Origin of the sequence: Pseudomonas sp. B6002 (assembly GCF_013385985.1) — a bacterium.
Lineage (GTDB): Bacteria > Pseudomonadota > Gammaproteobacteria > Pseudomonadales > Pseudomonadaceae > Aquipseudomonas.
Genome location: NZ_JACAOY010000004.1, coordinates 384,651 through 399,123, shown reverse-complemented (window position 1 = coordinate 399,123; position 14,473 = coordinate 384,651). Strand labels below are relative to the sequence as shown.

Genomic DNA, 14,473 nt, shown 5'->3' with positions numbered 1-14,473 from the left:
CACCGAGAAAGATGATTCATCATGGAAAACGCCAACACCGCCCCTCGTCTTCCCCGCAAGCGCCGCAGCCTTGCCCAGGAATTGGTCACGGTGTTGTCCGAGCAGATCCGCGACGGCCAACTCAAGCGCGGCGACAAGCTGCCCACCGAGTCAGCGATCATGGACGCCCATGGCGTCAGTCGCACGGTGGTCCGTGAAGCGATCTCGCGCTTGCAGGCCGCAGGGCAGGTGGAAACCCGTCACGGTATCGGCACGTTTGTGTTGGATACGCCCAGCCCGAGCGGCTTCCGGATCGACCCGGCCACGGTGGTGACACTGCGTGATGTGTTGGCGATCCTGGAGCTGCGGATCAGCCTGGAAGTGGAGTCTGCAGGTCTGGCTGCGTTACGTCGCAGTGATGAGCAACTGGCTGCGATGCGTGCGGCGCTCGATGCATTGAATGAAAGCGCGGCACACGCCGGCGATGCGGTGGCCTCCGACTTTGCGTTCCACCTGGAAATTGCGCTGTCCACCGGCAACCGTTACTTCACCGACATCATGACCCACCTGGGTACCAGCATCATCCCGCGTACGCGTTTGAACTCGGCACGCCTGGCCCATGATGACCAGCAGCACTACATGGGCCGCCTGAGCCGCGAGCACGAAGAGATCTATGAGGCGATTGCCCGCCAGGATTCGGACGCGGCACGAGCGGCCATGCGTTTGCATTTGACCAATAGCCGGGAGCGGCTGCGCCATGCCCACGAAGAGGCAGAAGCGCAGCGCGGTTGAAGGCTACACCGGCCTGATGCTGGGCCTGGTTCGTGTGGGAGCCGGGCTTGCCCGCGATGGCATCGCTTCGGTGTGTCTGATAGACCGAGGTGCTTGTATCGCCGGCAAGCCGGCTCCTACAGTGGGTTCGCGTCAGTTGGCCGGTTGGTTGGGCTTGTAGTCCTTGAGCAGCAGGTAAGTGCTCCACCCCCACCAATCATTGGTCCAGTGCTTGTCGTTCAGGTCATTCACGTCCTTGCGGCGCAGCACCTTGTCTCCCTCCACCTTGAACAGTGGCGAGAAGTTGTTCGCCGGGTTCTGCGCGGCATTCAGGTCCGGCACATACAGCGGTGCCTTGAAGTTGGCCGGGGAGGGCGCAACCCCACTGATGAACGTGTCGAAAATCTCATCGGCCGACGCCTGCACCGCACGTTTGACCTGCACCCGGTTGTCCGCATCAATCGCGTCGAAGTAGCGTTTGTCGCCGTAGGCATGCCATTGATCGCCCATGGCGTTGCGCACCTTGAGCCCGAACTTGCTGTCTTCGTCGTGCATGAAACGGCTGATCAGCGAACCCAGCTCACCCGGTGTCACCACTGCCGCCAGTTGTTTGCGTGGCACGCGCAAATGGCCGGCAGAAAACAGGTCGGTCAGGAAGTGATCCGCAAAACTGTTCATGGCATACGCCAATTCTAAAGCTTGGTCGGTGCCGGTCTGATGGGCGACCACCGCCTGTTGCAACGCCGCGGTATGGCCGGCCAGGTACGCCGACAGTGCCCACTCACCAAAGTGGTCGGCGTTATCCGCCGCCAGCTTCAAGTAACGACCCAACGGTATAAGCGCAGACACCGCGCTGCCACCTCCGGTGATGCGGTTCCATTCCTCAGACAACGTATCTCCCAGGGCATCATAGGCTTCATGGGCTTGCTTGCCGTCCTTGATCGCCTGGTTGACCGCGTTGATCTCCTTTTGCATGACCGCGAGAATCTTGCGCGCTTCTTCTCGCGAAGCGGGCAGCACGGCCAACGAGTTGAACGCGGCGGTAAAGCGTTGCACGCGATCAGTCGGGGAGGCGCCATCGCTGATGGGTTGGCCAGGAATGCCATAGAAGTCGCCGCCCAAGGCGATCACTTGGCCGTAGGTGAGCGCCAGCCCGTTGGGCAGGTGCAGTTCGACTTGGCGTGCCGGGATGGCCGGTGCGTCCTTGACGAAACGCAGCAGCGTGTCGTCGCCGATGGCGGTGTGCTCACCACCTTCGAAGCGCAGGGTTGGCGGGTTTTTTTCAAGTGCTGCAAGTTCAAGACCTGACATGTTAGCTCCTTGCTATGTCGTAGGAATCTTCCGTAATAACTGTATGCATATACAGTTAAATCGAGCATAGAGGAAAAACTTCCTACGTCAAGAACTCGAGCCTCAACACATCTCTCAGGATGAAGTCGGATGAATTGCAGTTGACGAATCTTTTTATAGTTGTACGATGACGTACGACATCATCAAAACCAACAACAACCTTTCGACAGAAAGTCTTCGCCCAGGGTGTTCGAATAATGAATCCACAAGAACTGAAGTCCATCCTCTCCCACGGTCTGCTGTCTTTCCCGGTGACCGATTTCAACGCCCAGGGTGACTTCCACCAGGCGGGCTACATCAAGCGCCTGGAATGGCTGGCCCCTTACGGCGCCACCGCCTTGTTCGCGGCCGGCGGCACCGGTGAGTTTTTCTCCCTCGCCGCCAGCGAATATTCCCAAGTAGTGAAAACCGCGGTTGATACCTGCGCTACCAGCGTGCCGATCCTCGCCGGCGTGGGTGGTTCGACCCGCCAGGCCATCGAGTACGCCCAAGAGGCCGAGCGCCTGGGTGCCAAAGGCCTGTTGCTGCTGCCGCACTACCTCACCGAAGCCAGCCAGGACGGTGTTGCCGCCCACGTTGAAGCCGTGTGCAAGTCGGTAAAAATCGGTGTGGTGGTGTACAACCGCAACGTCTGCCGCCTGACCGCGCCGCTGCTGGAACGCCTGGCCGAGCGCTGCCCGAACCTGATCGGCTACAAGGATGGCCTGGGTGACATCGAGTTGATGGTGTCGATCCGCCGTCGTCTGGGCGACCGTTTCAGCTACCTCGGCGGCCTGCCGACTGCAGAGGTTTACGCCGCTGCCTACAAGGCCCTGGGCGTGCCGGTGTACTCCTCGGCCGTGTTCAACTTCATCCCGAAAACCGCGATGGACTTCTACCACGCGATTGCCCAGGACGATCACGCCACCGTCGCTAAGATCATCGACAACTTCTTCCTGCCTTACCTCGACATCCGTAATCGCAAGGCTGGCTACGCGGTGAGCATCGTCAAGGCTGGCGCCAAGATCGCCGGCTACGACGCAGGCCCGGTGCGCACTCCGCTGACCGACCTGTTGCCGGAAGAATACGAAGCCCTGGCCGCGCTGATCGACAAGCAAGGTCCGCAGTAACTCATCAACAAGGCCGCTGAGCGATCAGCGGCCTTTTGCGTCAGGAGAAGATTTGTGTCCCAAGCCAAACGTTTTGATAACTACATCAACGGCGAGTGGGTGGCCGGTGCCGACTACTGCGTCAACATCAACCCGTCGGAGCTTTCCGATTCGATTGGTGAATACGCCAAGGCGGACGTAGCCCAGGTCAACGCTGCCATCGACGCGGCCCGCGCTGCCTTCCCCGCTTGGTCGGCTTCCGGTATCCAGGCGCGCCACGACGCCCTGGACAAAGTCGGCAGCGAAATCCTCGCCCGCCGCGAAGAACTCGGTACTCTGCTGGCCCGGGAAGAGGGCAAGACCCTGCCCGAAGCCATTGGTGAAGTGACCCGTGCTGGCAATATCTTCAAATTCTTTGCCGGTGAATGCCTGCGCTTGTCCGGTGATTACGTGCCGTCGGTACGCCCGGGCGTCAACGTCGAAGTCACCCGTGAAGCCCTGGGTGTGGTCGGCCTGATCACCCCGTGGAACTTCCCGATTGCCATTCCCGCGTGGAAAATAGCCCCGGCCCTGGCCTACGGCAACTGCGTGGTGATCAAGCCGGCCGAACTGGTACCGGGCTGCGCCTGGGCTCTGGCGGAAATTATCTCCCGCGCCGGCTTCCCGGCCGGTGTGTTCAACCTGGTGATGGGCAGCGGCCGCGTGGTTGGCGATGTGCTGGTCAACAGTCCGAAAGTCGACGGCATCAGCTTTACCGGCTCCGTGGGTGTGGGTCGTCAGATCGCTGTCAGCTGTGTGTCGCGCCAGGCCAAAGTGCAGTTGGAAATGGGCGGCAAGAACCCGCAGATCATCCTCGACGACGCCGACCTCAAGCAGGCCGTCGAGCTGTCGGTACAGAGCGCGTTCTACTCCACCGGCCAGCGTTGCACCGCGTCCAGCCGCTTGATCGTAACGGCAGGTATCCATGACCAATTCGTCGCGGCCATGGCCGAGCGCATGAAGTCGATCAAGGTCGGCCACGCGCTGAAAACCGGCACCGACATCGGCCCGGTGGTCTCCCAGGCGCAGTTGGACCAGGACCTGAAATACATCGACATCGGCCAAAGCGAAGGCGCGCGGCTGGTCAGCGGTGGTGGCCTGGTGACCTGTGATACCGAAGGCTACTTCCTGGCGCCGACGCTGTTTGCCGACAGCGAAGCCGCCATGCGCATCAGCCGTGAAGAGATCTTCGGCCCGGTGGCCAACGTGGTGCGTGTGGCGGACTACGAGGCGGCGCTGGCCATGGCCAATGACACCGAGTTCGGTTTGTCGGCGGGCATCGCCACCACCTCGCTCAAGTACGCCAACCACTTCAAGCGCCACTCCCAGGCCGGGATGGTGATGGTCAACCTGCCGACCGCCGGCGTGGACTACCACGTTCCGTTCGGTGGCCGTAAAGGCTCATCCTATGGTTCGCGTGAGCAAGGTCGCTATGCGCAAGAGTTCTACACCGTGGTGAAGACCAGCTACATCGGTTCGTAATACGCAGTACCTGTAGGAACCGGTTCCTCTGGGAGCTGGCTTGTGTGGGAGCTGGCTTGCCTGCGATAGCATCACCGCGGTGTCACAGACACACCGAGGTGCCTGCATCGCGGGCAAGCCCGGCTCCCCCATAAAGCGGTTCCCATGCTGAAAACAGAAAACCATTACCCGCAAAAAAAATAATTAGTGGGAGTACACCTTCATGCAAGCGACCAAGCCGACCCATGTCCGCTATTTGATCCTGCTCATGCTGTTCCTGGTGACCACGATCAACTACGCCGACCGGGCCACTATCGCCATTGCCGGCTCCAGCCTGCAAAAAGACCTCGGTATCGACGCGGTCACCCTCGGTTATATCTTCTCTGCATTCGGTTGGGCCTACGTGGCCGGGCAAATCCCCGGTGGCTGGCTGCTGGACCGTTTCGGCTCGAAAAAAATCTATGCCTTGAGCATCTTCACCTGGTCGCTGTTCACCGTGCTGCAAGGCTATGTGGGCGAGTTCGGGGTCTCCACTGCGATCGTCGCGCTGTTCATGCTGCGCTTTCTGGTGGGCCTGGCCGAGGCGCCTTCCTTTCCGGGAAATGCCCGTATCGTAGCGGCGTGGTTTCCTACGGCTGAACGCGGCACTGCCTCGGCGATCTTCAACTCGGCGCAGTACTTCGCCACCGTGTTGTTCGCCCCCCTGATGGGCTGGATCGTCTACACCTTCGGCTGGCAGCACGTGTTTATCGTGATGGGCGGCATCGGCATCCTGTTCTCGCTGATCTGGCTGAAACTGATCCACGGCCCGCGCCAGCATCCGATGATCAACGAAGCGGAGTTCAACCATATCGCCGCCAATGGCGCGATGGTTGATATGGACCAGGACAAGGGCAAGGGTAAGAAAACTGACGGCCCGAAGTGGGATTACATCCGCCAGTTGCTGACCAACCGCATGATGCTCGGTGTCTATTTGGGCCAGTACTGCATCAACGGCATTACCTACTTCTTCCTGACGTGGTTCCCGGTGTACTTGGTGCAAGAGCGCGGCATGACCATTCTCAAGGCCGGTTTCATTGCCTCGTTGCCGGCGATCTGCGGCTTTATCGGCGGCGTGCTCGGCGGCGTGATTTCCGACTACTTGTTGCGTAAGGGCCATTCCCTGACGTTCGCCCGCAAAGCGCCGATCATTGGTGGCCTGCTGATTTCCAGCAGCATCGTGGCGTGCAACTACGTGGATATCGAGTGGATGGTGGTGGGCTTCATGGCACTGGCCTTCTTCGGTAAAGGCGTGGGCGCACTGGGTTGGGCGGTGGTGTCTGACACCTCGCCAAAACAAATCGCCGGTCTCAGTGGCGGCCTGTTCAACATGTTTGGCAACCTGGCCTCTATCAGTACGCCTATCGTGATCGGCTACATCATCAGCACCACCGGCTCCTTCAAATGGGCCCTGGTGTTTGTGGGTGCCAACGCGTTGCTGGCGGTGTTCAGCTACCTGGTGATTGTCGGCCCGATCAAGCGCGTGGTGCTCAAAGAGCCGCCAGCCAAGGGCCCTCAGTTGACTAACCTTACCGAAGCGCACTCCTGAGGGGCGATGTCATGCAGTTGATTGAACATGCCGACTCACCGCGTTCGATTCGTTTACACCCGCGCGACAACGTGGTGATCGTAGTGAACGACCAAGGCGTACCGTCCGGCACCGAGTTCCCGGACGGGCTGGTCACTGTGGACTTCATCCCCCAGAGCCATAAAGTGACCCTGGAAGATATCCCCGAAGGCGGGCAGATCATTCGCTACGGCCAGACCATCGGCTACGCCCTGGCGCCGATCCCGCGCGGCAGCTGGGTGCAGGAAGACCAGTTGCGCATGCCCACCGCGCCACCGCTGGACAGCCTGCCGCTGTCCACCGAAGTGCCGGAAACCCAGGCGCCGCTGGAAGGGTTTACCTTCGAGGGTTACCGCAACGCCGACGGCACCGTGGGCACGCGCAATATCCTCGGCATCACCACCACGGTGCAGTGCGTTACCGGGGTGCTGGACCATGCGGTCAAGCGCATCAAGGACGAATTGCTGCCCAAGTACCCGCATGTCGATGACGTGGTGGCGCTGACCCACAGCTACGGCTGCGGCGTGGCGATCACCGCGACGGATGCCTACATCCCGATCCGTACCGTGCGCAACCTGGCGCGCAACCCGAACCTGGGCGGCGAAGCGCTGGTGATCAGCCTGGGCTGCGAGAAACTGCAGGCCGGGCAGGTGATGCACGACAACGACAGTTCGGTGGACCTGAGCGAGCCGTGGCTGTATCGGTTGCAGGATTCCAGCCACGGCTTTACCGAAATGATCGAGCAGATCATGGAACTGGCTGAAACCCGCTTGAAGAAACTCGACCAGCGCCGCCGTGAAACCGTGCCGGCGTCGGAGTTGATCCTCGGTATGCAATGCGGTGGCAGCGATGCGTTTTCCGGCATCACCGCCAACCCGGCGCTGGGCTACGCCTCGGACTTGCTGCTGCGGGCCGGGGCGACGGTGATGTTTTCCGAAGTCACGGAAGTACGTGATGCCATCTACTTGCTGACCTCGCGTGCCGAGACCAAGGCAATCGCCGAGGAATTGGTCCGGGAAATGGACTGGTACGACCGCTACCTGGCCAAGGGCGAGGCGGACCGCAGTGCCAATACCACGCCGGGCAACAAGAAGGGCGGGTTGTCGAACATTGTCGAGAAGTCCCTGGGCTCCATCGTCAAGTCCGGCAGCAGCGCGATCAATGGCGTGCTAGGCCCGGGCGAGCGTTTCAAGGGCAAGGGCCTGATCTTTTGTGCGACGCCGGCCAGCGACTTTGTGTGTGGCACCTTGCAGCTGGCGGCCGGGATGAACCTGCACGTGTTCACCACCGGGCGCGGCACGCCTTACGGGCTGGCGATGGCGCCGGTGGTGAAGGTGTCGACGCGCACGGAATTGGCGCAGCGCTGGCCGGATCTGATCGACATCGACGCGGGACGAATCGCCACGGGGCGGGCGAGCATCGAGGAGCTGGGTTGGGAGTTGTTCCACTTCTACCTGGACGTGGCCAGCGGCAAGAAGCAGACGTGGGCCGAGCAGCACAAGCTGCACAACGACATCACCCTGTTCAATCCTGCGCCCATTACCTGATGGCTGGCACGGACCCTGTGGGAGCTGGCTAGCCTGCGATAGCAGAGTGTCAGTCGGTACTCTGTTACTGATACACCGCCATCGCAGGCAAGCCAGCTCCCACATTTAAAGGTATTCACACATCAATAATGTGGGAGCGGGCTTGCCCGCGAAGGCGTCTTACCAGACGCTACAGGTCAGCATGGCTTATCATTAGCCACCTAACGACGCTCACCAAGGTTCTCCCCGGCATGCTGGCAATTTTCCTCACCACCCTCACCATCACCGCGCCGGTGTTTGCCATGCTGTTCCTGGGCGTGCTGCTCAAGCGTGTCAACTGGATCAACGACAACTTCATCCACGTGGCGTCGTCCCTGGTGTTCAACGTCACCATGCCGGCGTTGCTGTTCCTGGGCATCCTGCATGCCGACCTGCATTCGGCGCTCAAGCCGGGCCTGCTGATCTATTTCGCCGTCGCCACCCTGTTGAGCTTCGCCCTGGCCTGGGGCTGGGCGATCTTTCGCTGCCCGCGTGAAGACCGCGGCATTTATGCCCAGGGCGCGTTTCGTGGCAACAACGGGGTGATCGGCCTGGCGCTGGCGGCCAGCATGTACGGGGACTACGGCATCTCCCTTGGCGCGATCCTCGCCGCGTTGGTGATTCTGTTCTACAACACCCTGTCGACCATCGTGCTGGCGGTGTACAGCCCGGTAATCAAGTCCGACCCGTGGAGCATCTGCAAAAGTGTGGTGGCTAACCCGTTGATCATCAGCGTGTTCGCCGCCACGCCCTTTGCGGTGTTCCAGATCGGTTTGCCCGGTTGGCTGGAGTCGTCCGGCCAGTACCTGGCGGACATGACCTTGCCGCTGGCACTGATCTGCATCGGTGGCACCTTGTCACTGGCCGCATTGCGCAAAAGCGGCAGCATGGCGCTGAGTGCCAGCCTGGTGAAGATGATCGGTTTGCCCGTGTTTGCGACGCTGGGCGCGTGGCTGTTGGGCTTTCGCGGGCCGGAGCTGGGGATTCTGTTCCTGTACTTCGGTGCGCCCACTGCGGCGGCGAGTTTCGTGATGGCCCGGGCGGCGGAGGGCAATCATGAGCTGGCGGCGGCGATTATCGTGATCACCACCTTGATGGCGGCAGTGACCACGAATATCGGGATCTTTGTGTTGCAGGCGGGGGGGTGGATCTGAATTTTGCGCCGTCCTTGAGGGCCAATCGCAGGCAAGCCAGCTCCCACATTTTGATTTGTGAACACATTCAAAGGTGGGAGCTGGCTTGCCTGCGATGGCTATCTGACAGTCACTGCTGGTCAGCCTGATACGCCTCGATCACTTCCTGCGCCGCCCGAAACGCATCAATCGCCGCCGGCACGCCGGCATACACCGCGCAATGCAGCAGCGCCTCACGAATCTCTTCTACCGTGCAGCCATTGTTCAGCGCCCCGCGCACATGGCCCTTGAGTTCCTGCGGGCACTTGAGGGCGGTGAGGGCGGCCAGGGTGATCAGGCTGCGGGTCTTCAGCGGCAACCCTTCGCGGTTCCACACACTGCCCCAGGCGTGCTCATTGACGAAATCCTGCAGCGGCTGGGTGAATTCGGTGGCGTTGCCCAGGGCACGGTCGACGAACACATCGCCCATGACCTGGCGACGCATCTCAACCCCGGGCTTCTTTTGATCGGTCATTGCGATTCCCTCTTGTGTTGGCGGCGCCAGGCTCGCAGCGTGCTGAACAACAGAAAAGCCACCAGCACTGGCAGGACGTAATACAGCATCAGGTGTTCAAGCTTGGTGGCCAGGGGCATGCCGGTGGTGAACGCCATCACATGCAGGCCATACGCCAGGTATAACCCGAGCAGCACCAGGCCTTCGGCGCGGGTCACGCGGTAGCCGCTGTAGAACACCGGCAGGCAGAGCACGACCACACCGAGCATTACCGGCAGGTCGAAATCCAGAGCATTGGGCGATACCGACAGCGGTGAAGGCGCAAGCAGTGCGGTCAGCCCCAATACGCCCAGCAAGTTGAACAGGTTGCTGCCGATCACGTTGCCCACGGCGATTTCACGCTCACTGCGCAGGGCGGCGATCAGCGACGTCGCCAGGCATGGCAGTGAGGTGCCGACACCGATCAGGGTCAGGCCGATCACGCGCTCCGACAGGCCCAGGTCGCCGGCTACATCCACCGCTGCGCCGAGCAGCAGGTGCCCGGCCAGTACCAGGATCAACAATCCGCTGAGCATCAGCAGCACGCTGCTCAGCCACGGCGCGCGGGCCACGGTGTCCAGTGTGCGCGGGCGGCGTGAATGGCGCGTCTGGTAATGCAGCACGCCAAGGTAAGCGACCAGCGCGACCAGCAGCACCAGGCCATCGGCCGGCGTCAGCTCTTCATTGGCGGCGAGGGTGAACACCAGCAGGCCGGCGAAGATCATCACCGGGATGTCCAGGCGCACCAACTGGCGCGAAACGCGCAATGGGATGATCAGCGCCGACAGGCCCAGGGTCACCAGGATGTTGAAGATGCTGCTGCCGATCACGCTGCCCACGGCGATGTCGGTGTTGCCGGCCAGGGTGGCTTGCAGGCTGACGGTCATCTGTGGCGCGCTGCTGCCGAAGGCGACGATGGTCAAACCGATGATCAGCGGTCGCACCTTGAGGCTGGCGGCCAGACGCACGGCGGCACGCACCAGGATTTCGGCGCCGACGATCAGCAGCACCAGGCCGCTGGCCAGTTCCAGCAGGCTCCAGGGCGAGAGGGCGGTTAATCCGAAAATGGCCGGTCCTCCATCGTCAATTGCCCAGGGCTTGCACGCGCACGCGCGCGGTGCCGCTGCTGATCATGCCCAATTGCTCGGCCGCCTTGCGTGAAAGATCGATCAAGCGTCCACGGGTATGCGGGCCGCGATCGTTGATGCGGACAACCACGGATTTGTCATTGTCGAGATTAGTGACCTTGACCTGGGTGCCAAAGGGCAGTTGCCGATGGGCGGCGGTCAGGGCGTTCTGGTTGAAGGGTTCACCGCTGGCGGTCTTGTTGCCATGGTGCTTGGCGCCGTAATAGGAGGCGGTGCCGGTTTCGTCGTAGCCGTTGGGGTTGATGACGCCGCTGGCGCAGCCGGCCAGCAGGGAGAACAGGGCCAGGAGGCCAAGTAGACGCTTCATTGCAAGATGCCCCCATGACAAATGTGGGAGCTGGCTTGCCTGCGATGCAGACGACTCGGTGTTTCAAACACACCGAGGTGATGCAATCGCAGGCAAGCCAGCTCCCACAGGGTATTCGGACAGGGGGTAAATCCCGCCCGGACCATTTACCGCTGTCAGCCTTCGAGCTTGCTTTTGAGCAATTCGTTCACCTGTTGCGGGTTGGCCTTGCCCTTGGAGGCTTTCATCGCCTGGCCCACAAAGAAGCCGAACATCTTGCCGCGCTTGGCTTCGTCTGCCGCACGGTATTGCTCGACCTGCTCGGCGTTGGCCGCGAGCATTTCATCCAGCACGGCCGAAATGGCGCCGCTGTCGGTGACTTGCTTGAGGCCGCGCTTCTCGATGATCTCGTCGGCACTGCCTTCGCCTGCGGCCATCGCTTCGAACACGGTCTTGGCGATCTTGCCGGAGATGGTGTTGTCCTTGATGCGCAGCAGCATGCCGCCCAATTGCTCGGCGGTGACTGGGGCTTCGTCGATTTCCAGGCCCTGCTTGTTCAGCAGGCTGCCCAGTTCAACCATCACCCAGTTGGCCGCCAGCTTGGCGTCGCCAGCAATGCTCACGACTTTTTCGAAGTAGTTGGCTTGTTCACGGCTGGAGGCCAAAACGCTGGCATCGTAGACCGACAGGCCGAACTGTTCCTGGAAGCGCTCGCGTTTCTGCTGCGGCAGTTCCGGCAGGGTGGCGCGGATGTCGTTGAGGAACGAATCCTCAAGCACCACCGGCAACAGGTCCGGGTCGGGGAAGTAACGGTAGTCGTTGGCTTCCTCTTTACTGCGCATGGCGCGGGTTTCGTCTTTGTTCGGGTCGTACAGGCGGGTCTGCTGGATGACCTTGCCGCCGTCTTCGATCAGCTCGATCTGGCGACGCACTTCGGTGTTGATCGCCTTCTCGATGAAGCGGAACGAGTTGACGTTCTTGATCTCGCAGCGAGTGCCGAACTCGACCTGGCCCTTTGGCCGTACCGACACGTTGCAGTCGCAACGCAGCGAGCCTTCGGCCATGTTGCCGTCGCAGATGCCCAGGTAACGCACCAGTGCGTGGATGGTCTTGACGTAGGCCACGGCTTCCTTGGCGCTGCGCATGTCCGGCTCGGAGACGATCTCCAGCAGCGGTGTGCCAGCACGGTTCAGGTCGATACCGGTGGCGCCCGGGAATTCTTCGTGCAGGCTCTTGCCGGCATCTTCTTCCAGGTGCGCACGGGTCACGCCAACGCGCTTGATGGTGCCGTCTTCCAGCGGGATGTCCAGGTGGCCCTTGCCGACGATCGGCAGTTCCATCTGGCTGATCTGGTAGCCCTTGGGCAGGTCCGGGTAGAAGTAGTTCTTGCGTGCGAACACGTTGTGCTGGCCGATCTCGGCGTCAATCGCCAGGCCGAACATCACGGCCATGCGCACCGCTTCCTGGTTCAGCACCGGCAGAACGCCAGGCATGCCCAGGTCGACCAGGCTGGCCTGGGTGTTGGGCTCTGCGCCGAACGTGGTGGCGCTACCGGAGAAAATCTTCGATTGGGTGGCGAGCTGGGTATGAATCTCCAGCCCGATCACAACTTCCCATTGCATAGTGTTCTCCTCAGAAGCCGGTAGGGGTGCGGGTGTGCCAGTCGGTGTGCAACTGGTACTGGTGCGCCACATTGAGCAGGCGGCCTTCCTGGAAGTACGGGGCGAGCAATTGCACGCCGACCGGCAGGCCATCGACGAAACCGGCAGGCATGGACAAGCCCGGCAGGCCCGCGAGGTTGGCGGTGATGGTGTACAGGTCTTCGAGGTAGGCAGCGACCGGGTCGCCGTTCTTGGCGCCGAGCTTCCAGGCCGGGTTCGGCGTGGTTGGGCCGAGGATCACGTCGACTTCTTCGAAGGCGGCCATGAAGTCGTTCTTGACCAGGCGACGGATTTTTTGCGCCTTGAGGTAGTACGCGTCGTAGTAGCCGGCCGACAGGGCGTAGGCACCGACCATGATGCGGCGCTGCACTTCAGCACCGAAACCTTCGCCACGGGAGCGCTTATAAAGGTCGGTGAGGTCTTTCGGGTTTTCGCAGCGGTAGCCGAAACGCACACCGTCGAAGCGCGACAGGTTGGAGGATGCTTCAGCCGGGGCGATCACGTAGTACGCAGGAATCGCGTGCCCGTTGTTCGGCAGGCTGATTTCCTTGATCACGGCGCCGAGCTTCTCCAGCTCCTTGACGCTGCTGTGCACCAATTCAGCGATGCGTGGGTCGAGACCGGCGCTGAAGTATTCCTTCGGCACGCCGATGCGCAGGCCCTTGATCGAGGTGTTCAGGCTGGCGCTGTAGTCCGGCACCGGCTCGTCGATGCTGGTGGAGTCCTGTTTATCGAAGCCGGCCATGCCTTGTAACAATATTGCGCAGTCTTCGGCAGTGCGTGCCAACGGGCCGCCCTGATCAAGGCTGGACGCGTAGGCGATCATGCCCCAGCGGGAAACGCGACCGTAGGTCGGCTTCAGACCGGTGAGGTTGGTGAAGGCGGCAGGTTGGCGGATCGAGCCGCCGGTGTCGGTGGCGGTAGCGGCCGGCAGGAAGCGCGCAGCCACGGCGGCAGCCGAACCACCCGACGAACCACCGGGCACGTGCTCCAGGTTCCACGGGTTTTTCACTGCGCCGTAGTAGCTCGACTCGTTGGCCGAGCCCATGGCGAATTCGTCCATGTTGGTCTTGCCCAGGGTCACGGCCCCGGCCGCCGCCAGCTTGGACACCACAGTGGCATCGTAGGGCGCCTTGAAGTTGTCGAGCATCTTCGAGCCGCAGCTGGTGCGAATGCCCTGGGTGCAGAACAGGTCTTTGTGGGCGATAGGCGCACCCAGCAGCGGGCTGTTTTCACCGTTGGCGCGACGTGCGTCGGCAGCCTTGGCCTGGCTCAGGGCCAGTTCTTCGGTGAGGCTGATGAAGCTGTTGACCTTCGGATCGTGCTCGGCGATGCGCGCCAGCAGGGTCTTGGTCAGCTCTTCGGAAGAAAACTTTTTGTCGGCGAGACCGCGGGCGATCTCGGCCAGAGTCATGTGATGCATGAAAGGCTCTTTCCCTTTAGTCGATGACTTTCGGAACCAGGTACAGGCCGTTTTCGACCGCTGGCGCGATGGACTGGTAGGCCTCGCGATTATTAGGCTCGGTCACCACGTCTGCGCGCAGGCGCTGGCTGGCTTCCAGCGGGTGAGCCAGGGGCTCGATGCCGTCGGTATTTACGGCCTGCATCAGGTCGACCAGCCCGAGAATGCTGTTCAGGGCTGCGGTGGTCTGTGGAAGATCGGCATCATTGAGGCCAAGCGAGGCCAGATGCGCGATTTTTTCCACGTCGGAGCGTTCAAGCGTCATGGGAATCTCCAGTGGAAAACAGAACGGAGGCTGTCCGTGTGTTAGATTGTCGGAACACTACCGCATTTCTACGGTCTTACGGCCGCGATTGTGGGGTTAGGTGCACAGAAAGTCGGCCAATTTAGCA

Annotated in this window: 13 protein-coding genes; 6 read left to right on the top strand and 7 right to left on the bottom strand. The window is 61.5% G+C overall.

The annotated features are described in order from the left end of the window. Positions 1-21: 21 nt before the first annotated feature. Complete coding sequence (locus HX792_RS05365; RefSeq protein WP_016976230.1) at positions 22-771, top strand: FadR/GntR family transcriptional regulator; 750 nt, start codon at positions 22-24, stop codon at positions 769-771. A 132-nt stretch (positions 772-903) separates the two neighbouring features. On the opposite strand, the gene HX792_RS05360 is transcribed toward HX792_RS05365, so the two are convergent. Next, complete coding sequence (locus HX792_RS05360; protein WP_176995100.1) at positions 904-2,061, bottom strand: phospholipase; 1,158 nt, start codon at positions 2,059-2,061, stop codon at positions 904-906. Positions 2,062-2,297: 236 nt separating this feature from the next. On the opposite strand from HX792_RS05360, the gene kdgD reads away from it, so the two are divergent. The 5 genes from kdgD to HX792_RS05335 all read left to right on the top strand — a co-directional run bounded on the left by kdgD (position 2,298) and on the right by HX792_RS05335 (position 9,013). Then, the gene (gene kdgD / locus HX792_RS05355; RefSeq protein WP_017138261.1) at positions 2,298-3,209 is read left to right on the top strand and encodes a 5-dehydro-4-deoxyglucarate dehydratase; all 912 of its coding nucleotides are present in this window, start codon (positions 2,298-2,300) and stop codon (positions 3,207-3,209) included. 54 nt (positions 3,210-3,263) lie between these two features. Beyond that, a complete protein-coding gene (locus tag HX792_RS05350) occupies positions 3,264-4,709 on the top strand; it encodes an aldehyde dehydrogenase family protein (RefSeq protein WP_176995099.1) in 1,446 nt (481 codons plus the stop codon). A gap of 202 nt (positions 4,710-4,911) precedes the next feature. Beyond that, positions 4,912-6,276, top strand: coding sequence for an MFS transporter (locus HX792_RS05345; RefSeq protein ID WP_176995098.1), 1,365 nt, complete (start codon positions 4,912-4,914; stop codon positions 6,274-6,276). An 11-nt stretch (positions 6,277-6,287) separates the two neighbouring features. Further along, on the top strand, positions 6,288-7,841 hold the full coding sequence (gene garD / locus HX792_RS05340) for a galactarate dehydratase (RefSeq protein WP_176995097.1): 1,554 nt from the start codon (positions 6,288-6,290) through the stop codon (positions 7,839-7,841). Between the two features lie 230 nt (positions 7,842-8,071). Continuing rightward, complete coding sequence (locus HX792_RS05335) at positions 8,072-9,013, top strand: AEC family transporter (protein WP_176995096.1); 942 nt, start codon at positions 8,072-8,074, stop codon at positions 9,011-9,013. Between the two features lie 109 nt (positions 9,014-9,122). Here HX792_RS05335 and HX792_RS05330 read toward each other — a convergent pair whose 3' ends face one another. From HX792_RS05330 to gatC, 6 genes are all read right to left on the bottom strand, one after another. Further along, positions 9,123-9,506, bottom strand: coding sequence for a carboxymuconolactone decarboxylase family protein (locus tag HX792_RS05330; RefSeq protein WP_053254400.1), 384 nt, complete (start codon positions 9,504-9,506; stop codon positions 9,123-9,125). Next, entirely contained in the window at positions 9,503-10,549 is a 1,047-nt protein-coding gene (locus tag HX792_RS05325) for a calcium/sodium antiporter (protein ID WP_176995255.1), read from the bottom strand. Before HX792_RS05325 ends, HX792_RS05330 begins: the two co-directional genes overlap by 4 nt. A 58-nt stretch (positions 10,550-10,607) precedes the next feature. Next, a complete protein-coding gene (locus HX792_RS05320; protein ID WP_176995095.1) occupies positions 10,608-10,979 on the bottom strand; it encodes a septal ring lytic transglycosylase RlpA family protein in 372 nt (123 codons plus the stop codon). 155 nt (positions 10,980-11,134) lie between these two features. After that, positions 11,135-12,580: an Asp-tRNA(Asn)/Glu-tRNA(Gln) amidotransferase subunit GatB gene (gene gatB / locus HX792_RS05315; protein WP_176995094.1), complete on the bottom strand. Its 1,446-nt coding sequence runs from the start codon at positions 12,578-12,580 to the stop codon at positions 11,135-11,137. Positions 12,581-12,590: 10 nt separating this feature from the next. Continuing rightward, positions 12,591-14,042 (bottom strand): Asp-tRNA(Asn)/Glu-tRNA(Gln) amidotransferase subunit GatA, encoded by a 1,452-nt coding sequence (gene gatA, locus HX792_RS05310; protein WP_176995093.1) that lies wholly within the window; start codon positions 14,040-14,042, stop codon positions 12,591-12,593. 16 nt (positions 14,043-14,058) lie between these two features. Further along, positions 14,059-14,346 carry an Asp-tRNA(Asn)/Glu-tRNA(Gln) amidotransferase subunit GatC gene (gene gatC / locus HX792_RS05305; protein ID WP_176995092.1) on the bottom strand — a complete coding sequence of 96 codons (288 nt, stop codon included), beginning with the start codon at positions 14,344-14,346 and terminating at the stop codon, positions 14,059-14,061. Positions 14,347-14,473: the final 127 nt, after the last annotated feature.

Coding starts and splice junctions, on each gene's coding strand:
- HX792_RS05365 (WP_016976230.1), top strand. CDS start 22: ATGGAAAACGCCAACACCGCCCCTCGTCTTCCCCGCAAGCGCCGCAGC.
- HX792_RS05360 (WP_176995100.1), bottom strand. CDS start 2,061: ATGTCAGGTCTTGAACTTGCAGCACTTGAAAAAAACCCGCCAACCCTG.
- kdgD (WP_017138261.1), top strand. CDS start 2,298: ATGAATCCACAAGAACTGAAGTCCATCCTCTCCCACGGTCTGCTGTCT.
- HX792_RS05345 (WP_176995098.1), top strand. CDS start 4,912: ATGCAAGCGACCAAGCCGACCCATGTCCGCTATTTGATCCTGCTCATG.
- garD (WP_176995097.1), top strand. CDS start 6,288: ATGCAGTTGATTGAACATGCCGACTCACCGCGTTCGATTCGTTTACAC.
- HX792_RS05335 (WP_176995096.1), top strand. CDS start 8,072: ATGCTGGCAATTTTCCTCACCACCCTCACCATCACCGCGCCGGTGTTT.
- HX792_RS05330 (WP_053254400.1), bottom strand. CDS start 9,506: ATGACCGATCAAAAGAAGCCCGGGGTTGAGATGCGTCGCCAGGTCATG.
- HX792_RS05320 (WP_176995095.1), bottom strand. CDS start 10,979: ATGAAGCGTCTACTTGGCCTCCTGGCCCTGTTCTCCCTGCTGGCCGGC.
- gatB (WP_176995094.1), bottom strand. CDS start 12,580: ATGCAATGGGAAGTTGTGATCGGGCTGGAGATTCATACCCAGCTCGCC.
- gatA (WP_176995093.1), bottom strand. CDS start 14,042: ATGCATCACATGACTCTGGCCGAGATCGCCCGCGGTCTCGCCGACAAA.
- gatC (WP_176995092.1), bottom strand. CDS start 14,346: ATGACGCTTGAACGCTCCGACGTGGAAAAAATCGCGCATCTGGCCTCG.